Genomic DNA, 20797 nt, shown 5'->3' with positions numbered 1-20797 from the left:
GGATCAGGACCCAGCCATTTTTCCGAGACTTGATGTCCAGGCCGTGCCCCATGCGCAACGGGGCTTATCAGCGCGCGTCAGCGCTGCCCATCGCCGAAATCTCGCGCATGTCCTCATCCGACAATTCGAAATCGAAGATGCCGATATTTTCCTGAAGGCGTTCGAGCTTCGAGGTGCGCGGGATCGCGGAGACATTCTGTTGCACCAGCCAGCGCAGGCAGACCTGGGCGGCGCTCTTGCGATAGCGGTCGCCGATCCGCGCCAGCGCGCGGTCGCCCTTGACCCGCCCTTTCGCGATCGGGCTGTAGGCAACGAACGCCATGCCGCGGCGTCGACAGGCCTCGATCACATCGGCCTGGTCCAGATAAGGATGGTACTCAACCTGGTCGCAGGCGAGCGGCTCGGGGCATGTCGCCACCGCCTCCTCGATCAACGCCGCGTTGAAGTTGGAGACGCCGATATGCCGCGCCAGGCCCGCTTGCCTGACCCGCGCCAGCGCGCCGAGCGTCTCGGCAAGCGGCACCTGAGGATTGGGCCAGTGCAGCAGCAACAGATCGACCTCGGTCAGGCGCAGCCGCGCCAGGCTCTCCTTGGCGGCGCGTTCGAGATCCTTCGCCATGAAATGCGTGGTCCAGACCTTGGTGGTGACGAACACGTCGTCGCGCTTGATGCCGGAGGCACGCAGCCCCTCGCCGACCTCGCGCTCATTGTCGTAGATCTCCGCGGTGTCGATGTGGCGATAGCCGAGCCGCAACGCCTGCTCGACGATGCGCGCGCAGGTCCGCCCGCGCAGCTCCCATGTGCCGAGCCCGATTGCCGGGATCCTGGCGCCGTTGCCTTCGACGACATTCATGCAGCCATTATGCGCGCATGACGAAGCGCTGCCAACTCACGGTTCGGTTCCGCGGTGGAACGTCGCGACGTCTCACCGCTCCGGCAGGTAGCCGTCGGTCAGCGTCTTCAGGAAGGCGATAATGTCGGCCTCGTCCTGCGCCGTCATCGCGGGGGTGTCGCCGAGATGGCGCTCGAACGGCGGATCGCTGACGTCGACATTGCCGTGATACTTTTCCGGCAGGTCATCGTACTTGCGCACCGTGCCGTCGGCGCCGCGCGGAAAGACCTTCTCCGGATTGGTATCGCGGAAGTTATAGAAGTCGAGCACCTGCTCGAGGCTGGTGAAGACGCCGTTGTGGAAGAACACGCGACGCGTCGCCGTGTTGCGCAAGGTCGGCGTCAGAAACATCCCGCAATATTGCGTCTGCTCGGCAATGTCGGTGCGGTACGGACCGCAAACCCCGAGATCGAAATGGTCGGGATCGCGGTTGCCGGCGAGCGCGGCGTTGCGCGGCGCGCCGAGCGCCTCATATTGATGATCGGTGAACAGCGGCGGTAGACCATCCCGGGTCGGCTGCGACGTATGGCAGCCGCCGCAATTGGCCTTCTCCGGATCGTTGAACAATTGCAGGCCGCGTAACTCGCTCTCGTTCAATCGCGCCTTGCCCTCCAGCCAGTAGTCGAACTTGCTGGTGTAGGGATGGAAGCTCGGCTCCTCCACCTGATAACGCGCGACGGCAAACATCGCCTCCGCGACCAGCAGCCGCGTATTGTCGAAGACACCAGCGCCGAACAGCTCGGCGAAGCGCGGCGCGTAGCTCGCCCGGCGCAGCTTCTGCGCCACGATCTCGATGCTGCCGCCGTCCATCTCGTTGGGATCGAGCAGCGGGAAGATCGCCTGGTCCTGCAGCGTATCGGCGCGGCCGTCCCAGAACAGTCCGCCCTGCGGCACGATGTTGACCGCCGAGGCGGCAGTCCCGGTCGCCACTTTCCTGGCGCGCGCGGCCTGCTGGCCGAGCGCGGCCAGTTGCGCGAAGTCGACGACATTGTCGTCCTCGTCCTTTTCCGGCCCGATGCTGAAATTCGGCTGCCGCTCGAGATAGGTCAGGCCCGGCACGGCGCGTGTCCCTTGCCGGGATTGCGCGGGCCCGCCGAGCATCACCGGCCCGTCATTGGGTGGCCCGTAGGCATGGTCCGGGCTGTGACAGGACGCGCATGACAATGCGCCCGAGGAGGACAGCGACGCGTCGAAGAAGATCTTCTGGCCGAGCTGCGCCATGGCGGACAGCGGGGCGACCGGCGGACGCCTGAGCTGCACCGGGTTCGGATTGGTCCCCGGAAGTCCCTGCGTCTCGACGGCCGCAACAGTGCCGGCCATGCACAGCAGGCCGGCGCCGAGAAGCCACAAGGTGCGGCCATTCATGTCATATCCAATGTCGTTAAGCGTTTTCGCGCGAACTGGAGACCAGTTCGCGCGAGCAGAACGCGTCAGGGCGGAGCTTCGGTTCTGATTGGATCAGAACCGAAGGGCGTTAGTGGTGATGGTGATCATCCGGCGGGCTGACGATGACCGTGCCGGCGGTCGGATCGAGGAACAGCGTGTCCTGCCGGTACTCGTGGTCCTGGCCGTGGCCGCGCTCGAAGTCGAACATGTCGGCGATCGATTCGACGTTGTCGTCGAACGCGCCGCCGCCAAGACGCTGGCCGTGCAGCCAGTTGTCCTCGATGAAGCGCACGACGGACGCCTGCGAGATGCGGGTGTGGCTGACGTAGTTGCGCTTGGCGAAGGGCGAGATCACCAGGAACGGGACGCGCGTGCCGGGACCGCAGCGGCCGTTCACTGGCTGGCCGTTGAGGCCGTTCGGCTGCGTCTGCTTGCCGATACCGCGGCCGCACTGGCCGGGGCCGTTGACCTGGTCGGCGGTCGGATCATACGAGGCGCTGATCGGCGCAAGGTACTGGTGGTCGTACCAGCCGTCGGAGTCGTCGTAAGTGATGATGACCGCGGTCTCGCCCCACTCCTTCTGCTTCTGCAGGAAGTTGATCAGCTCGACATTGCCGGCCTGCTCGTCGAGCGGATCGGAGTTGCCGGGGTGACCGTCCTGGTAGGCCGGCATCTTGATGTAGGAGACGGCCGGGAAGTTGCCGGCCTTCACCGCGGCGTAGAAGTCCTCGAGATCGTAGGCATGATTGGCCGGATCGAGCGTCTTGCCGCCGGGCACATAGGTGTGTCCGACCGCATTCACCGAGCTCGGCCGCGCATGGGTCGGGTTGGCCGTCGACTTGTAGTACTGGAACCAGGCGTGGTGCGGGATGTAGTCCACGACGGTGCCGTTGACGTTGCTCGAGAAGGTGCTGCGGCCGCAGTTGGTGGTGCCGTTGCTGTTCTTGAGCGTCAGGTCGAAGCCGCCCATGAAGCTGCCCCAGCTGATCTGCTCGGCATTGAGCAGGTCGCCGATGTTCTTGCTGGTCATCAGGACCTGGCTGGTCGTGCTCGAGCAGGCATCGTAGGCAGGGTCGGTATCACCGATCAGCGTCAGGCCACCCTGGCCGTCGGCGATCGACGATGACGAGCCGACGATGTTCTGCGCACCGTTGGTCTGGCCGGCAACCACTTCGAGCGCGCCGGGCGTCGACGGACCAAAGGTGTCGGTCCAGTTGTTGTCGCTCATCGCGAAGTTCTGGGCGTAATTCCAGAACGCGGTGACGGTGTTGCCGTCGAAATAGCCCATCACCTGCCCGTTGGTGCCGAAGGCGCCGACGCCGCCGGCGGTGCCGCGACCGGTGAATTTCGGAAACAGGTCTTCCTTGCCGTTGTCGACCGCTTGCTGCTCGGGCGTGTAGGCGTGGTTCTGCGACTTGGTGTTGGCCTGGGTGCGGTCGAGGCGGAACGGATTGGTCGCGCCGGTGCCGTTGGCCGGGTTGGTGTTCGGGTTGTTGGTCAACAGATTGGCGTTGGCGAGGTTGTTGACCTTCGGCGTATGCGGCTTCGCCGTGAACGGGATCGAGCCGGTCGGGTTGGTCGCAACCGGGTAGGTTGCGAAGTAGTGATCGAACGAGCGGTTCTCGTTGAAAATAACGACGAGATGCTTGATCGGCGTTTGGGTGTGGATGTCGTGCGGATGATGATCGTGGCCGTTATTGCCCTTGTTGTCGTCCTGAGCTGCGGCGCTGCACATCACCGCAGCGGCAGCAACCAGACAGACTCCGACCGTCGAAAGAAATTTGGCTTTCACCGTAGTGCCCCTTTTTATTTTTAAGGATTTATGACGTCGACCTGCGACAAGTTATCCACCACCGATGACAGCGCTGTGTCGGTCGAATGAATGCGACGAACGATGATGCGCGCTCATGTCCGCATCGGTTGCAGCAGGCATCGAGGGACCAATCTTTGCGCGTATGACAGACGTCACGCCTCACGCGAGCGGCTATCCGTGGACGCGGCTTCGGTCAGAAGACATGGAATTGAATGACAGCAATCATGCGAACAGATTGTGCGCCGCCTGCTGTCGCGGCGTGCTCACACCCGAAAAAAATCCGCGCCTTCCGAGGATGTTGCTCGAAAAGCGCGGATGCTTGGCCTGGTGGCGGATGATGGCCGCGATTCAACTCGGCGTGAAGCCTACTCCTTCATTCCCGTAATCGAAGCGCTGACCGCGCGCGGATCGCGCTGCGGCCAGCGGCCGCTTTCGACCTGCGCCAGGAAATCGCCGACGATCCGGTTGTATTCGTCGGGCTCCTCGATGTTGATGGCGTGGCCGCAGTTCGGCATCACCGCGAGCGCGGCCGACGGGATGCTCTGCTTCATCAGGATGCCCGGCAACAGGCACGGCCAATCCTCGTCGCCGGTGATGATCAGCGTCGGCACATTGATGCGCTTCATCTCGTCGACCAGCGTGTAGAGCGAGGGACGCTCCTTCTGCACGCCTTGCTGGGTGTTGGCCGATCCGACCGCCGAATGCTCGGCCAGCAGGGTCTTGAACTCGGCGTGGCCACGCGGGTCCTTGTTTTCATACTGCACGCGGGTCGGCCCGTAGGCATAGCGCTCGGCGAAGGCCGGCATGCCTTCCTTGCGGATCATGTTCGCGATCACGTCGGCCTCGGCGCGAAACGTATCGCGCTTGTCGAGCTCGGCGCCGTAGCCGCAGCCGCCGATGCACAGCGACAGCGCCCGATCAGGGTGACGCAATCCGAAATGCAGCGTCGCAAAGCCGCCCATCGACAGACCGACGATATGCGCCTTCGGCGCGCCGATGTGATCGAGCACGGCCAGGATATCGTCGGCGGCGCGCGCCTGCGAATAGGACGAGATCTGCTCCGGCACATCCGACGGCGGAAAGCCGCGCGCATTGTAGGCGATGGTCCGGAAGCGCTTGCCGAAGTGCCGCATCTGCGGCTCGTAGCTGCGCAAGTCGCCGGCGAACTCGTGAACCAGGATCACCGGATGCCCCGATCCGGTCTCCTCGAAATAAAGCCGCACTCCGTCGTCTGTCACAGCATAGGGCATGTTGATCTCCTGCCTTCTCTCTTTGCTTGTTGCGGGATGGTCGCGTTACGGAATGGTCGCGGCCTTCGGCGGCTTGGCGCGCGGCAGATAGGTGCCGTGATCCTTGCCGCCGACGAGCGTACCGTTATCGACGACGACCTTGCCGCGCACCATGGTCAGCACCGGCCAGCCCGTGACCTCGAGCCCTTCATAGGGCGTGTAGTCCGCACCGTCGTGGATCAGCTCGTGGCGGATCGTCACCTTGCGCTTCGGGTCCCACAGCGCGATGTCGGCATCCGAGCCGACCGCGATGGTGCCCTTGCGCGGATAGAGGCCGTAGATCTTGGCGTGGTTGGTGGCGCTGAAGGCGACAAAGCTGTTGAGGTCGATCCGCCCCTTCACCACGCCTTCGGAGAACAGGATCGGCAGCCGCGTCGCCACACCCGGGATTCCGTTCGGCACCCAGCGGAAGCTGGTGCGCCCCTTCGGCGCAAGCTTGCCTTGCGGGTCGTCGTAACGGAACGGACAATGGTCCGACGAGAACACCGAGAACACCTTCTGCTGCAGCCCTTCCCAGCAGGCCTGCTGGCTGGCGACGTCGCGCGGCGGCGGCGAGCAGACGTATTTTGCGCCTTCCATGTTGAGCTGATCGAGATCCTTTTCGGTCAGCATGAGATATTGCGGACAGGTCTCGCCCATCACCCGCAAGCCCCGCTGCTGCGCGCGCCGGATTTCGTCCATCGCCTCGCGGTTCGAGACATGCACGATCATGATCGGCACGTCGACGAGCTCGGACAGCGAGATCGCGCGATGGGTGGCCTCGCGCTCGACCGGGATCGGCCGCGAGGTCGCATGGAAGCGCGGCGCGGTGTTGCCGGCGCGCTCCAGCCGGTCGGTCAGGAAGCGGATGGCGTCGAAATTCTCCGCATGGACCATCAGCATGGCACCGGTCTCGCGCGCGACCGACATGGTTTCGAGCAGCTCGCGGTCCGACAGCGCGAGGCCCTCATAGGTCATGAAGACCTTGAGCGAGGTGTAGCCGTCCTCGACCAGCGCCGGCAGTTCCTGGCCCAGCACATGCTCGGTCGGATCGGTGAGGATGAGATGGAAGGCGACGTCGACATGGCACTCGCCTTCGGCCAGCGAATGGTAATGCTTCAGCGCCTCGCGCAGCGTCTGGCCCTTCTCCTGCAGGCAGAACGGCAGCACGGTGGTGTTGCCGCCGAACGCCGCCGAGCGCGTGCCGCTGGCAAAGCCGTCGGCCATCACGATGCCGTCGCCGGACGGCTGGGCGAAATGGACGTGGCTGTCGATGCCGCCGGGCAGCACCAGGCGGCCGGTGGCATCGATGATCGTGGCCGCATCGCCGAGATCGTGGCCGAGCGCCGTGATCTTGCCGCCGCGGATACCGACGTCGCAGGCGAAGGTGTCGGCAGCGGTCACGACGGTGCCGCCGCGGATGATGGTGTCGAAGGACATCAGTTTGTCCCCTCCTTCGGTGAGCGGTGTTCGATGATTGCGGCGAGTGGCTCGGCCAGCCCGCGCGTCGGCTTCGGATCGGGACGGCGGAAGGTGCCGGCCACCGCCTTGCGCGGCTTGAGCACGGCGAGCGTTTCCGCCTGCCGCACCGCCGCCGCGACCGGATCGACCACCGGCACCGGAATGCGGTCGCGGACCTTTGCCGCGAGTCCCGCAAGGGGCGCGCCCGACAGAATGACGACGTCGGCGCTGTCCTGCTCGACCGCGCGGTTGGCGAGCGCGACCAGCAGTTCCTCCTTCTCGGCCTGCACCTGCGAGATCGACTGGAAATGACCGTCAAGCGTGCGGATGCCGGCGCAGCGCGAGCTCAGCCCGTGCATGGCGACGCATTCCTCGTACCAGGGCGCCAGCGCGCCGGCGAAGGTGACGATCGCAAACCGGCGGCCGAGCATGCAGGCCGTGAGCATCGCAGCTTCGGCCAATCCCACGACCGGAAACGCGAACAGCTCACGCGCGCCGAACAGGCCGGGATCGCCGAAAGCTGCGATCACGGCGGCATCGACGCCGGGACCGGCTTCGGCCAGCATCTCCAGCGCGATCGCGCCGCCGATCTGGGCCTCGGCGCGGGTCGCGATATAAGGCACGCCGCGCGCGGCAGTGACCGGCACGAGCTCGGTGCCGGCCGACGCCGCCTTGCTGCCGGCTGCATGAAGCAGATCCGTCACATCAGCCGTCGTGTTGGGATTGAGCAGCAGGATCTTCATGGCGCAACGTTCCTCGTCTTGCGGCCGCGCGGCCTTGCCGGAGGCTCCGGTGCCGCAGCGTCGTCCGCCTCGGCATCCAGCGTCTTGGCATCCAGCGTCTCGGCGACGATCTCGCCGGTGCGGCGCACGTGGTGGGCCAGTATCTGCCCGGCCCGGGCCGCATCGCGCGCCTTCAGCGCGGACAAAATCTCCTGATGCTCCCGCACCGATTCATCCCAGCGGCCGAGCACCGACAGCGCGAAGAAGCGCGCGCGCTCGGCCCGCGCCAGCAGCGCCTCGTGCGTCGCCTTCAGCACCGCATTGCGGGCGAAGCCGACGATCGCCGAATGGATCTGCTGATTAACTTGAAAATAGTCGCGCAGCTCGCCACGGCCGTGATGCCACTCGATCTTGTCCTGCAGCGCCGCAAGCCGTTCGAAGTCTTCCGGCTCCATGCGCAGCGCGGCGAGCTCGGCGGCACAGCGCTCGATGCCGCTGACGGCCTCGAACAGTTCGGCGAGCTCGGCGCGGCGGAACGGCGCCACCACGGCGCTGTGGTTGAGCCGCAGCTCGACCAGGCCCTCGCTCGCCAATTGCTTGAGCGCCTCGCGCAGCGGCGTGCGCGAGATGCCGAGCGCATCGGACAGGTCCGCCTCCCCCAGCGACTGACCCGGCGCTAGCTCGCCGCGCACGATCATGGTGCGCAGCCGCGCCGCCGCCTGCTCGTGCAGCCCGACCCGCGGCACACGGAGGCGGCGGCGTTGCAGCGCGGTCATCGCGCGCTTGGGTTCCTTGGTACGTCTGGTCGCTTTGGCTTCAGTCACCACTTGCCTGCATTGTCATGATTGGAGATCGCGCCCTCCCACGTGGATCGCGGTGGCCGCGCGCAGATCGGGGTTCGCGAATAGGCTGCCCCAGCCCTGCACGCGCGACGGATCGCAGCCGGCAGCTGTGAGGCACGCCCACAGCGTCACCGCAATCGAATCCAGCACCGGGACACCAAATCCGCGCTCCAGCCGCTCGGCCGCGCCGGCGCCGCGCATGTTGGTGCAGAGTACGACGGCGGCATCGCAGCCCTCGCGCACCACCTCCTCGATCAGCCGCGCGACCTCGGCCTCGCTGACCTCGGCAAAGGAGAAATTGTCCTGCAGCGACAGATGCCGCTCGGCAAAACAATGCAGCCCTTGCAAATTCCAGTTGGCGACGATCCGCTCCTGCACGTCCTTGCGATACGGCGTCACCAGCCCGATGCGGCTGGCGCCGATCCGCCGCAACAGGTCGCGATAGGCCAGCACCGTGGTGCAGGCCTTGATACCGGTTGCCGCCGTGATCTCCTCGCACAGGCTCTCGTCGCGGTCGAAGCCGAGCCAGCTTGCCGAGGTGCCGTTCCAGGCGATGACGTCGACCTTGGCATGGGCAAGCAACTCGGCCGCGCGAAGAATCTCGCTGGCGTCGAACTGGCGCAGCGCCTGCTCCGACAACGCGATCTCGGTCACCTTGAAGCGCGAGAAATGTGCCGAGACGTCGTCGACGCCCGATAGCATCGCGCAGGTGATCGGCTCGAGCGCGGTATTCGACGACGGCGTCAGCATGCCGAGCCTGATAGGACGTGTCATTGGTGAGCCTCGTCAAGCGGCCGAACCCTGGGCGGATTCGGCCGCATCCGTTCTAGACCGGGAGCTTGCGGCTGTAATCGATCAGGGTCGAGCAGATCAACAGCGCAATGCCCGCGGCGGCGAAATACATCAGGGCCAGAAAGTAGGAGCCGGTGGCCTGCACGATGAAGCCGACGATCAGGGGCGTCGTGATGCCCGCAATGTTGCCGCCGAGATTCATGCAGCCGCCGAGGAAGCCGGACTTGCCGCGGCCCGCCAGCGCCGACGGGATCGCCCAGTACATGCCGCACCAGCGCAGGAAGAACAGCGTCGTCGACAGCAGCACCACGACCGCAACCGCGTTGGTGACGTAGGCGACGAGGAAGATCGAGACCGTCGCCATGATCGCCGCGATGCCGAACAGCGTGCGGAACACGGTGTTGGGCGACCCGCCCCGCTCCCGCCAGTTATCGCCGATCCAGCCGCCGACCAGCTCGCCGACGAAGCCCGCGAAGAAGATGATGAAGGACGCGCCGCCCAGCGCCTTGATGTCGAAGCCGTGCACCTTGAACAGGTAGGTCGGCATCCATGTCAGCAGCCCGTAGAACGTGGTGTTGAAGAACATCCAGCCGAGGCACATGCACCACACCGAGCGAAACCGGAAATACGCCATCCAGCTTGCGCCCGAGGACGGCGGCGTCGCCGCATCCTCGATCGCGTGCGCCTCCTCGAGATAGTGCGCCTCGGCTTCATTGACCGACGGATGCTCGCGCGGCACGTTGCGGATGTAGTACCAGGCCCACAGCCCGCACAGCATGGTGCCGACGCCGGCGATGACGAAGGCGACCCGCCAGGAGCTGAACGCCGCCATCAGCCAGGCGATCACGATCGAGCCGAGCGCCGCACCGAGCGGCGCGCCGCCGTCCAGCAGGGTGGCGCCGCGACCGCGCTCGGTCTGCGTCATCCAGATCGCGTTGAGCTTGCCGCCGGCCGGATAGATCGGCGCTTCCGATGCGCCGAGCCCGAGCCGGGTCAGCAGCAGCAGCATCCAGCTGGTGGACAGCGCCGCCAGCGCCTGGAAGAAGCCCCAGAACAGCGTCGCGAGCGCGATCACGATGCGCGGCTTGAAGCGATCGGCGAGCATGCCGCCCGGCACCTGCATCAGCGCGTAGGTCCAGAAGAACGAGCTCAGGATCAGGCCCTGCATCGCCGGATCGATATCGAACTCCTTGGCGATCACAGGCATCGCGACCGAGAGCGAGGCGCGATCGATATAGTTGATCGAGATCAGGAACAGCATCAGCAGGAAAATCTTCCAGCGCACGCCGCTCGGCTTTGCCGTATCTGCCATTGCGATGGTGGACACCTGATCGCTCATTGCTCGCTCCTCCTGACAGATTGTTTTGCCCTGGCGCGCCCCTCGTCCTTGAAGGTTGCTGGCCTCTCCTGCCCTGCGCGAAGTCTGCTTCAAGGCGGTCGAACCGACAAGCACATTTTGTATTCTGCATGCAATTTATTACATCATATTGATATTACTGTGGATATTTTCGTATCAGCGCTATAATTGAGCACCAGTGATCAGGGATTGGGCGCCAGATCACTCGCTCGAGCCAGGCAAGTTCAGGGGATTGGTCCCCGCGTTGCGGCTGCAGCGATCGCACGCACAACGGCGTTCTGCTCATTGCAAAAATAGTGGTCCGCGCTTCCCGTCGGAAGCGCGGACCTGTGGTGAGCCGCCCATGCGGATCGTTCGTCAGCGGCGGATGAAGGCCGCAACCACCGCGCTGGAGGTCGCGCAGACCGCGACCACCAGGAACACCAGCGAGGTCTGGTTATGCTTGTCCATGAAGTGGCCGATCATCGGCTCGCCGAGACCTGCGAACAGATAGGCGAAGAAGTTCATCACCCCGGTTGCGGTCCCTGCCCGCTTGTGGCCGACCAGATCCGGGCATAGCGCCCAGAACGAGGATTGCGGGCCATAGGTGAAGAAGCCGCACAGGAACAGCACCGTCATCCCGAGAACGACATCCGAGGTCGGGATCGCGTACATGCACAGCGAGGTGACCGCGGCGAGCGCCATGTAGAGCACGATGGCGAGGTAGCGGCGCGAGCCGAATACCTTGTCCGAGACCCAGCCATTGCTGAACGCGCCGACCGCCATGCCGACCGGCAGCGCGATGCTGATCCAGCGCGGATCGATCACCGAGGCGGCGCCGGCCTTGGCCCAGTTGCTGCCGAGGAAGTGCACCGGCACCCACACCAAGAGGCCGTAACGCGCCGCGTTCTGGAAGCCGATCGCGACGCCGGCGACCAACAGCCGCCAGTTCGACAGCACCGCCTTGTAGCGCGCCAGCGAGCCCTCATCGGCGCTGACCGCAGCTTCCGCAGCAGCGGCATCGTCGGCCTCGTCATGCGGCGAGGCAAAGCCCATGTCCTCGGGCTTCTCGCGCGCGATCAGATAGAACGCGATGCCGCCGAGCAGCAGCAGCACCACCGGGATGCGGAAGATCCAGCGCCAGTCGAGCTGGAAGTAGCCGACCACGACCAGCGAGGTGACGAATGACAGCACCGAGGCGAGACCGGCCGCGAACGTATAGAGCCCGTAGACCGTGCCGCGCTCGTGGCGGCCCCACCAGTTCGACAGCAGCCGGCTGCCCGGCGCCCATCCCATCGACTGGAAATAGCCGTTGATGCCCCAGAACGCGGTGAGGCTGACGATCCCGGTCGACAGGCTGGTGGCCCAGTTCATGATGAAGGAGAGGATCGCGCCGGCGCTCATCACGCGGCGGCCGCCGAACTTGTCGCCGAGATTGCCGTTGATGGCCTGCCCGACCGCGTAGCACCAGAGCAGCGCCGCGCTGGCCCAGCCCAGCGCCTCCTTGGTGACGCCGAACTCGGCCTGGATGCCGGGAATGGCGAAGCCGAAGGTTTGCCGCCCGGTGTAGAAGAACAGATAACAGAACATCGCCGCGAACAGCATCCGCCACTGCGCACGGCGGAACGATGTCGCAAGCTCCGGATTCTGGACTCCGACCGAGCCGACGCTCGACGGACTGAACGTGATCGACATTGAGGCCTCCCCTGATTGATTGGTGATTGCAGTCGGCCGCCGCGTTGTTCTTGTTGCGCGCGTGCGGCCCTCGTTCGGACGTCCCTATGCCGGCCAGGGCAGCGAATAGGTCTTGACGTTGGTGAAGCTCTTGATCGCCTCCTGCACGCCTTCCTTGTAGCCAAGGCCGGAATCCTTGATCCCGCCGAACGGCGACATCTCGATCCGGTAGCCCGGGACTTCCCAGACATTGACGGTGCCGACATCGAGCTCGTTGACGAACCGCGTGATGTAGTCGAGCCGGTTGGTGCAGATGCCGGACGACAGGCCGAACGCGGTCGCGTTCGAGATCCGGATCACGCTGTCGATGTCGTTGGGCACGCGGATGATCGGGATGACAGGGCCGAAGGTCTCCTGCATCACCAGCTCGCTGGTGTAGGGAATCCGGTCGACCACGGTCGGCGGATAGAGCGCGCCGTCGCGAGCGTTGCCGTGCAAGAGCTCGGCGCCGTCGGCGACGGCGGCATTGACGCGGCGCTCGAATTCCTTCGCCGCGCCCTCATGGATCACGGTGCCGACGTCGACCGTCGGGTCCATCGGGTCGCCGCACTTCAGCTTGCGCGCCTTCTTCAGCACCAGCGCAGCGAAATCGTCAGCGACTGCCTCGACGCAGAGGATGCGCTTCACGGCCGTGCAGCGCTGGCCGGAATTCTTGGTGGCGCCGGTGACCGCGAGCTCGGCCGCCTTCTCGAGGTCGGCGTCCTCCATCACGATCAGCGGATCATTTCCGCCGAGCTCGAGCACCAGGCGCTTGTAGCCCGCCTTGCTGGCGATGTGCTTGCCGACCCTGACCGAGCCGGTGAAGGTCACGAGATCGGCGTCCGGATCGGTGATCATCGCATCGCCCATCGAATGCGGATTGCCCGTTACCACCGACAGCATCTCCGGCGGCAGCCCAGCCTCGTAGAGCACGTCGGCGAGCGCAAGCGCGGTCAGCGGCGTCAGCTCGGTCGGCTTCAGCACCACGCGGTTGTTGGTCGCGATCGCCGGCGCGATCTTGTGGCTCACCATGTTGAGCGGATGGTTGAACGGCGTGATCGCCGAGATCGCACCGAGCAGCGGCGTGCGCGTCGTGAAGATCTTGCGCGCCTTGCCCTGCGGGCTGATGTCGCAGGAGAACGTCTCGCCGTCGTCCTTGATCGCGAGCTGGCCGGCAAAGGAATAGACGTCGTAGGCGCGGCCGGCCTCGTAGAGCGAATCCTTCCAGCACAGGCCGGACTCGGCGGTGATCAGCCGCGCGAATTCCTCCTTGCGCCCGGCCAGGATCTCGGCGGTGCGCAGCAGGATGCGCTGGCGCTCGTAGCGCGTCAGCTTCGGCTTGAACGCGGCCGCCCTGGCAAAGGCGCCGCGCACATGTTCCGGCCGCGCCGCCGGCACCGTGCCCACCACCTTGTTGGTGTAGGGATTGAAAACCTCGACATGCTCGTCGGTGTCGACGAGGCTGCCTGCGATCCGCATCTGCTCGTGGCGAACGGCCGGGCTCTGGATGTTCATGGCACTGTCCTTGGGGTCCGATAGCGTCACTGGATGCGGTTGAGCGCGACGTCGAAGGCGTCGAAATTGCGCAGGGCGTGGCCGGCCGGCAGCGCGATCCTGCGGTTGGCGATCAGCGGCACCCGCTCCTCGGTCAGCCCGCCATGCGAGCGCAGCGGCTCGGTCAGGCCCGAGAGATCGTGACGCGACTCGCTGGTGCCGAGCACCTTGTGCCTGGTGGAGATCACGACGATGTCGCCGATCCGGTCCGGCGGCAGCTCGAACCTCGCGCAGGCCTCGTTGCGTGTCAGCGCGACCTCGATGCCTCCGGTCGCGCGCAGCCGCGACAGCAGCGTGTCGACGTCGGCGCCCTCCGGCGTGTAGATGGTCGCGAACGAGCCGAGGGAACCGTGATGGGCGACGTAGGGATCGGTGATCGGCAGGATCACGCGTGCGGCGCCCGTACCCGTCCAGTCGTCCATGACGTCCTGGAGGTAGATCACGTCGGGCTTCCCGTCAGGCAGGAACTTGTCGTTCATGCCGTGGTCGGCGGTCGCCACGATGTTGCAGCCGAGCGCATCGAGCTTCGCAAGATAGCCGTCGATCATCGCGTAGAAGTCGTTGGCGACCTTGGTGCCGAGCCCGACCTTGTGCTGGATGTAGTCGGTGGTCGACAGGTACATCAGATCGGGACGGTAGTGCTCGACCAGCCTGGCGCCGGCCGCAAACACGAAGCGCGACAGATCGGCCGAGTAGACCTCGGGCAGCGGCAGGCCGACGAAGTCGAGCACATCATCGATGCCGTTGGCGGCCTTGGTGGCCTGGTCGGCCTTCTCGGACGAGAACGCGATGGCGCGGCCGCTCGAATAATCCAGACCGTACGCAAGCAGGGTGCGCAGCTTGTCCTTGGCGGTGACGGCGGCGACCTTGTAGCCGGCGTCATGGACACCGGCCAGGATGGTCGGTGCGCGCAGGAATTTCGGATCGTTCATCATGACCTCGGCGTTGTTCGCCGTGTCATAGAAGTAGTTGCCGGCGATGCCGTGCACCGCGGGCGGCCGCCCGGTGATGATCGAGAGGTTGTTCGGATTGGTGAAGCTCGGGATCACGCTGGCGGCATGGACATGCGCGCCCTCCTTCATGAAGCGCGCGAAGGTCGGCGCGACGCCGGCCTCGATCGCCTGCTCGATATAGCCGGGCTCCGAACCGTCGAGGCAGATCACGACGGTTGGCCGCGTCGGCGCGTCGTAACGGCGCCCGTTGACGGTGATTGTCTTGCGATTGTCTTGCATGATGCCTCTCCTTGTCACTGCGCCGTCGTCACGCGTTCACCGCGCTCGGCATCCGCTGCGTCTGCGCTGCCTCGATCAGCCGTTCCTTCGACCCTAAGAAATTGCGGCCGCGCTCGCCCTCGAGCGAGTCCGCGATCAGCGCGTGCCATTCCGCGCGCTCGATCCTGTAGGCGGCCGGATTGCAGGAGATGCCGAGCCGCGCCATGAAGTCCTCGAGATCGTCGGCCGCCCGCGCCAGGTCGGCGCCGAAGATTTGCTTGAGGCTGTCCTCGCAGAGCCCGCCCGCCCCCTTGACGCTGCGCAGCACCATCGGCAGCGAGAACGAGCACGCGATGCCGTGCTGCACGCCGTGCCGCAGCGTGATCGGATAGGACAACGAATGCGCGATCGCGGTCTTGGTGTTGGAGAACGCCAGGCCGGCGAACAGCGCCGCCTGCGCCATGCGGCTGCGCAGCTCGAGATTGCCGAGGTCGTTGGCGAGCTTCGGCAGCACGTCGAGGATGCTGCGCGCCGCGGCCACCGCGTGGTTGGCCGACACCGGGTTGTTGTTGACGTTCCAGATGCTCTCCAGCGCATGCGACAGCGCGTCGAGGCCGGTGCTGATGGTGAGCAGCTGCGGCTTGCCGAGCATCAGGCGCGGATCGATCACCGCATGGGTCGGATAAAGCGACGGACGCGCCAGCGAATATTTCTTGCCGTTGGCCTCGTCCCACACCGTGCCCCAGCAGGTCACTTCGCTGCCGGTGCCCGCGGTGGTCGGCACCGCGATGATCGGGATCGCCGCGAGGCGCGCGGCGCCCTGCTGCGTCTCCAGATAGGTCTTGACCGTCGCGAAGTCGCCGCCGGCGGCCGCGAACACCTTTGCGGAATCGATCACCGAGCCGCCGCCGAGCGCTACGATCACCTCGGGCTGCCTGGCGAGCCCGGCAAAGCGGGCGGTCTGCTCGGTGAGCAGGCGGTAGTCCGGATTGGGCGCGACGTCGCGGATGGTCAGGACCGATGGTCCCGCTACGGCGCGCAGCCGCCGCTCGAGCTCGTCGAAGACCGGCTCGCCATAGGTCACGAGCGCATAGGCGCGCTTGCCGATCAGTCCCGGCAGCTTGTCGAAGCTGTCGGCTCCGAATTCGATCCTCACCGGGTTGGAATAAGTCCAGTCCATCCGCGCGTCCTCCGTTTGGCGCGAAGGTACGGCGCCGGCTGCTATTGACAAATTCATTCTACGGATGCGTTCTATTGATTATGTCAATAGTGTTCAGCCAGCTGCGCGCCTTCCATGCGGTCGCCACCCATGGCGGCTTCACCGCGGCCTCACGCGTGCTCAATGTCGGTCAGCCGACGCTGACCATTCAGGTCAAGGAGCTGGAGGAGAGCTACGGCGTCGAGCTCTTGATCCGGAAGCCGCGCCACACCGAGCTCACCGAGGCCGGCGCCGCGCTGTTCGAGATCACCCGCGGCATCATGACGTTCTGCGACGAGGCGCACGACCTGTTGGCCGCGCACGGCAAGGCCACCAAGGGACACCTGCGGGTCGCGACCGTCGGGCCGTTCCATGCCACCGAAATCATCGCGGCGTTCAAGCGCGATCATCCGGAGGTGCAGATCTCGACCCTGCTCGGCAATTCCGAACGCACCTTCCGCCACATCGTCGACTTCGAGGCCGACGTCGCGATCCTGGCTGAAGTGCCGGAGGATCCGCGCGTCACCATGATCCCCTACCGCACCCACCGCGTGATCGTGTTCGTCAACCGCGATCATCCCTGGTTCAAGCGCAAGTCGGTGAGGCTGCGCGAGTTGGCAGATCAACCGATCGTGCTGCGCGAGCGCGGCTCGACCACGCGGCGCGCGTTCGAGGCGACGATGCAGGCCGAGGGCATCCGGATCGAACCGGTGTTCGAGATCGAGAGCCGCGAGGGCGTGTGGAAGGCGGTCGAGCGCGGCCTCGGCATCAGCGTCGTCGCCGACTTCGAATTCGTGCCGCATCCCAATCTGCGCGCGCTGGAGATCAGCGACCGCACCATCAAGACCCAGTACAGCATCGCGCATCACAGCGGGCGCGGTCATTCGCCGATCATCAAGGCGTTCATCGACACGGTCCGGCGGATGAAGGATCGTGATGCTACCGCGAGGGGGTCTTCGGCCCGGGCTTGAGTGCGAACAGCGCCAGAAGCGCAGCCAAGCTCAGAGCCGATGTGACCGCAAGCGTGTAGCCGCCGAGCGGCGAGATCAGGAATCCGAATATGAGGGGCGCGAGGGCTTGAGACAGTCGCGACGGCGCGCCGAGGAGTCCCAGGCGGTAGCCGTAATCCTTCGGACCGAATATCGCCAGCGGCAGCGTGCCGCGCGCGATCGTCAGGATTCCATTCCCCGCGCCGTGCAACAGCGCGAACACCCCCGCGAAGCCACCGCCGAACAGGCCGATGACACAGGCGCCCAAGGGATGTGTGATGCAGGCCAGGCGCGCCGACCAGAGCGGGTGGAAGCGCTTCAGCAGGCTCGCTTCGACAATGCGCGCCGCCACCTGCGCCGGGCCGATCAGTGCGCCCGCCGCGATCGCCTGCGCCTGCGTCGCACCGAGCGACTCCAGAATTCGCGGCAGATGAACCGCCATCGCCGACGTCACGCTCCAGGCGGCGGCGAAGGCAAAGGCCAGCAACACCATCGCGCGGTCGATGGCAATGTGCGGCTTCGGCGTGTCGGCCGCGATCCGATGCTCCCGCTTCAGCCTGGGGATCAGGAGGCCGTTGAGCGGCAAGCAGATCAGGATGTGCGCCGCCGCCCAGCCGAAACAGGTCCAGCGCCAGCCGATGGTTGCGAGCCCCCACGCACTCAGCGGCCAGCCGATCGTGCTGGCAAAGCCCGCGATCAATGTAATGCCGGTGATGGAGCGGCGGGCGGCGTTGCCGTAAATGCGCCCGAGCGCCGCGAAGGCTGCATCATACAGGCCGAGACCCATGCCGACGCCGAGCAACAGCCAGCTCACCGCCATCAGCACGGCGCCCTGCGACAGCCCGAGCAGGATCAGCCCCGACGCCAGGATGAGGTTGGACGCGCAGAGCACTTCGCGTCCGCCCATCCGGTCGATCTGGCGGCCGACGCGCGGACCGAGCAGCCCGGAGATCACCAGCGCCATCGAGTACGCGGCGAACAGCCAGTTGGTCGAGATGCCGAGGTCCCGCGCGATCGGGTCCGCGAGGATGGCGGGCAGATAATAGCTCGACGCCCAGGCAAGGGTTTGCGTGGTCCCGAGCGCAACAATCAGGACGTTGTCTGCGCGGCGGCTCATCCGGCGCGCGCGCCCGGCGTCCTGGGCGGGACCACTTCACCGTCTTCCTTGACGAACTGGCCGATGTCGGCCACGGCAAGAAGATCAAGCACGGCCTCGGACGGCCGGCACAGTTTCACGCCCCTCGGCGAGACCACGATCGGCCGATTGATCAGGATCGGATGCGCGATCATGAAATCGATCAGCTCGTCGTCGCTCCATTTCGGATTGGCAAGGTCGAGCGTCGCATAAGGCGTGCCTTTCTCGCGGAGCAGCGCGCGGGGCGTGATGCCCATGGCCTTGATCAGCGCGATCAGCGTGTCGCGCGCGGGCGGCGTCTTGAGATATTCGACGATCTCGGGCTCCTCCCCGCTTTGGCGGATCATGGCCAGGGTGTTGCGCGACGTCCCGCAATCGGGATTGTGGTAGATCGTGATCGTCATCGGATTGCTTCCATCTTCGTTTCGGTCTGCCGCAGGAGCCACGTCATCAGCGCCAGCGCGACCGTCGCCCCCAGCATCTCGGCGACGATAAATCCCGGCAGGTCCTGCGGGCGGATACCGGAAAACGTATCGGTGAATGATCGCGCGATGGCAACGGCTGGATTGGCGAAAGACGTGGACGCGGTGAACCAGTAGGCGGCCGTGATGTAGAGCCCGACCAGCCATGGAATCGCGGCCTCGCGAAACCGCAGGCCACCGATGATCGTTGCGACTAGGCCGAACGCGGCAACGAATTCCGCAAACCATTGCGGGAACCCGGTCCTCGCCTTGGCGGAGAGCTCCAGGAGCGGCAGGCCGAACATGGCATGCGCGACCATCGCACCCAGGATTCCCCCGAGCACCTGCGCCGCGACGTACTGCGCGGCGTGCGGCGGGCGGAGTTCGCCCTTGAGCGTGAACACCAGCGTGACCGCCGGATTGAAATGCGCGCCGGATATCGGTCCAAGGATCGTGATCAGCACCACCAGGATGGCGCCGGTCGGCAGTGTGTTGCCGAGCAGCGCCAGCGCCACGTCCTTGGTCAGGGTTTCTGCCATGATGCCGGAGCCAACGACGGTCGCGACCAGAAGCAACGTGCCGAGACCTTCGGCCACAAGGCGCCGTGGCAGATCGAAATCGCGCATCAGGCACGCGCCTTCTTTTTGCTCGTGGAAGGCTTGCACTGGGCGGCGGCGAGCGCCGGCGCGCAGATCTCCGGGTGGCCCGCGCAGCAATCCTTCATCAGGAAGGCAATGAGGTCGCGCAAACCGGTGAAATCCGCCGAGTAGATGATCGAGCGCGCCTCGCGGCGCGGCACGATCATGCCGGCGTGTTCGAGGTCCTTCAGATGGAACGACACGTTGGATGGCGACACCTCGACCGCCTCCGCAATCGCCCCCGCGGCCATCCCCTCAGGACCGGCCTTGACCAGCAATCGCACGATCCGCAGCCGCGTTTCCTGCGACAGTGCGGCAAACGCGGTTCGGGCTTGACGCTCCTTCATCTTTCGATAATCCTACAATTCAATAATCATTGAAATAAGGATAGCAGCCATGGACACGCTTGCCAATACCCGTTCGATCGTCGGCGCCCTGCTTCCGGTGGAAGAGCTGTCATCGGCAGCTCTCCTTTCCAGCCTTGAGGCGTACAAGGAAAAACCGCTGATCTTCAGCTACGACGGCCGGGACGTCCGCCCCAGCTACCACGTGACCGAAGTCAAAACCGGTTCATTCAGGGCGCTCGATTGCGGCGCGAACCCGGAGAGCTGGAGCGAGACCTTCATTCAACTCTGGGACATCGAGGAGGAAACCCGCGGTCACATGCCGGCCGGAAAGTTTCTTGCGATCATCCGCAAGGTCGACGAGGCCGTCGGCTTCGACCCGCAAGCCAGGCTGACATTTGAGGTGAGCGACGGTGTTCGGCCGATGCAGATCTATCGCGCGGAGCGCATGGAGACCGGCGACGCTGCGATCCGCGTCTATCTCTCGGCGCGCCCGTCGAGCTGCAAACCGCGCGACCGATGGCTCCAGGAACAGGTGTCCTGCTGCGCACCGAAAGCCAAACAGCCTTGCTGCGGCTGATGGATGCTTGAGCACTTCCCAGCGAAATCCCTGACATGGCCCGGCGTGTCACGCAGATTGGCGCTCACGGCCGCGGACTGCCCGGAAATCGCCGATCACTGAGTTGCCCGACAGGTCAAGCCTCCCGAGCAAAAATACTTCGCTTTATCCGAAGAACAACTCAGTGTATAGATGCACCCGTCTCACCCGATCGAGGGGCGCTGCGCATCGTCACGGGTGTTGCGGTGAGATGCGGTGGACGCCGAGTGCGCAACTGACGAGTGCGCATGACGCGGACGGTGAAATCGTGCAGGCCTGACGCCCTGGCGGCAGGTGTCTCTTCGCAGGACGTGAATGCGTCGTTGCGAAGACGGTGACAAAAAAGCCCAGTCTCGCCGGGGAGAGCACGTATAAGCCGTAACCCATCGCGCAGGGAAAGCCGGGTTGTTTCCGGTTACACCTGTGGTCCTACCCCCGTGCTTT

19 protein-coding genes are annotated in these 20797 nt (G+C 65.3%); 2 read left to right on the top strand and 17 right to left on the bottom strand.

Going from position 1 to position 20797, the window contains the following annotated elements:
* Positions 1-67: 67 nt before the first annotated feature.
* The 13 genes from AC1VNY_RS38750 to psrA all read right to left on the bottom strand — a co-directional run bounded on the left by AC1VNY_RS38750 (position 68) and on the right by psrA (position 16170).
* Positions 68-853 (bottom strand): aldo/keto reductase, encoded by a 786-nt coding sequence (locus tag AC1VNY_RS38750; protein WP_482409114.1) that lies wholly within the window; start codon positions 851-853, stop codon positions 68-70.
* A 72-nt stretch (positions 854-925) separates the two neighbouring features.
* The gene (locus AC1VNY_RS38745) at positions 926-2257 is read right to left on the bottom strand and encodes a cytochrome-c peroxidase (protein WP_482409113.1); all 1332 of its coding nucleotides are present in this window, start codon (positions 2255-2257) and stop codon (positions 926-928) included.
* Positions 2258-2366: 109 nt separating this feature from the next.
* Positions 2367-4013, bottom strand: a complete 1647-nt coding sequence (locus AC1VNY_RS38740; RefSeq protein ID WP_482409123.1) for a phospholipase C — start codon at positions 4011-4013, stop codon at positions 2367-2369.
* A gap of 443 nt (positions 4014-4456) precedes the next feature.
* The gene (locus AC1VNY_RS38735) at positions 4457-5341 is read right to left on the bottom strand and encodes an alpha/beta fold hydrolase (protein ID WP_482409112.1); all 885 of its coding nucleotides are present in this window, start codon (positions 5339-5341) and stop codon (positions 4457-4459) included.
* 45 nt (positions 5342-5386) lie between these two features.
* Positions 5387-6799, bottom strand: a complete 1413-nt coding sequence (hydA, locus tag AC1VNY_RS38730) for a dihydropyrimidinase (RefSeq protein ID WP_482409111.1) — start codon at positions 6797-6799, stop codon at positions 5387-5389.
* The gene (locus tag AC1VNY_RS38725) at positions 6799-7563 is read right to left on the bottom strand and encodes an aspartate/glutamate racemase family protein (RefSeq protein WP_482409110.1); all 765 of its coding nucleotides are present in this window, start codon (positions 7561-7563) and stop codon (positions 6799-6801) included. The genes hydA and AC1VNY_RS38725 overlap by 1 nt, the downstream gene beginning before the upstream one ends.
* Positions 7560-8366 carry a GntR family transcriptional regulator gene (locus AC1VNY_RS38720; RefSeq protein WP_482409109.1) on the bottom strand — a complete coding sequence of 269 codons (807 nt, stop codon included), beginning with the start codon at positions 8364-8366 and terminating at the stop codon, positions 7560-7562. Before AC1VNY_RS38720 ends, AC1VNY_RS38725 begins: the two co-directional genes overlap by 4 nt.
* Positions 8367-8381: 15 nt before the next feature.
* Positions 8382-9158, bottom strand: a complete 777-nt coding sequence (locus tag AC1VNY_RS38715; protein ID WP_482409108.1) for a maleate cis-trans isomerase family protein — start codon at positions 9156-9158, stop codon at positions 8382-8384.
* Between the two features lie 52 nt (positions 9159-9210).
* Positions 9211-10515 (bottom strand): MFS transporter, encoded by a 1305-nt coding sequence (locus AC1VNY_RS38710; protein WP_482409107.1) that lies wholly within the window; start codon positions 10513-10515, stop codon positions 9211-9213.
* Between the two features lie 375 nt (positions 10516-10890).
* Positions 10891-12207 (bottom strand): MFS transporter, encoded by a 1317-nt coding sequence (locus AC1VNY_RS38705; RefSeq protein WP_482409106.1) that lies wholly within the window; start codon positions 12205-12207, stop codon positions 10891-10893.
* Between the two features lie 84 nt (positions 12208-12291).
* On the bottom strand, positions 12292-13740 hold the full coding sequence (gene phnY / locus AC1VNY_RS38700; RefSeq protein WP_482409105.1) for a phosphonoacetaldehyde dehydrogenase: 1449 nt from the start codon (positions 13738-13740) through the stop codon (positions 12292-12294).
* Between the two features lie 26 nt (positions 13741-13766).
* On the bottom strand, positions 13767-15014 hold the full coding sequence (gene phnA, locus AC1VNY_RS38695; RefSeq protein ID WP_482409122.1) for a phosphonoacetate hydrolase: 1248 nt from the start codon (positions 15012-15014) through the stop codon (positions 13767-13769).
* 25 nt (positions 15015-15039) lie between these two features.
* Positions 15040-16170, bottom strand: coding sequence for an iron-containing alcohol dehydrogenase PsrA (gene psrA / locus AC1VNY_RS38690; protein ID WP_482409104.1), 1131 nt, complete (start codon positions 16168-16170; stop codon positions 15040-15042).
* Between the two features lie 80 nt (positions 16171-16250).
* Between psrA and AC1VNY_RS38685 the strand changes: the two genes are divergently transcribed.
* Positions 16251-17159 (top strand): LysR substrate-binding domain-containing protein, encoded by a 909-nt coding sequence (locus AC1VNY_RS38685; protein ID WP_482409121.1) that lies wholly within the window; start codon positions 16251-16253, stop codon positions 17157-17159.
* On the opposite strand, the gene AC1VNY_RS38680 is transcribed toward AC1VNY_RS38685, so the two are convergent.
* The 4 genes from AC1VNY_RS38680 to AC1VNY_RS38665 are packed head-to-tail and all read right to left on the bottom strand — an operon-like array spanning position 17128 to position 19758.
* Positions 17128-18294, bottom strand: a complete 1167-nt coding sequence (locus AC1VNY_RS38680) for an MFS transporter (protein WP_482409103.1) — start codon at positions 18292-18294, stop codon at positions 17128-17130. The two genes, AC1VNY_RS38685 and AC1VNY_RS38680, sit on opposite strands and share 32 nt — an antisense overlap.
* Complete coding sequence (arsC, locus tag AC1VNY_RS38675) at positions 18291-18716, bottom strand: arsenate reductase (glutaredoxin) (protein WP_482409102.1); 426 nt, start codon at positions 18714-18716, stop codon at positions 18291-18293. The genes AC1VNY_RS38680 and arsC overlap by 4 nt, the downstream gene beginning before the upstream one ends.
* Entirely contained in the window at positions 18713-19399 is a 687-nt protein-coding gene (locus AC1VNY_RS38670) for an aquaporin (RefSeq protein WP_482409101.1), read from the bottom strand. Before AC1VNY_RS38670 ends, arsC begins: the two co-directional genes overlap by 4 nt.
* Positions 19399-19758, bottom strand: a complete 360-nt coding sequence (locus tag AC1VNY_RS38665; protein ID WP_482409100.1) for an ArsR/SmtB family transcription factor — start codon at positions 19756-19758, stop codon at positions 19399-19401. The genes AC1VNY_RS38670 and AC1VNY_RS38665 overlap by 1 nt, the downstream gene beginning before the upstream one ends.
* A 49-nt stretch (positions 19759-19807) precedes the next feature.
* Here AC1VNY_RS38665 and AC1VNY_RS38660 point away from each other — a divergent pair, with 49 nt between their 5' ends.
* On the top strand, positions 19808-20335 hold the full coding sequence (locus AC1VNY_RS38660) for a DUF6428 family protein (protein ID WP_482409099.1): 528 nt from the start codon (positions 19808-19810) through the stop codon (positions 20333-20335).
* The last annotated feature ends 462 nt before the right edge of the window (positions 20336-20797 follow it).

It is taken from the genome of Bradyrhizobium ferriligni, from assembly GCF_056837965.1.
Note: the sequence above shows the minus strand (reverse complement) of the source record. Positions and strands in the feature narration are given on the sequence as shown.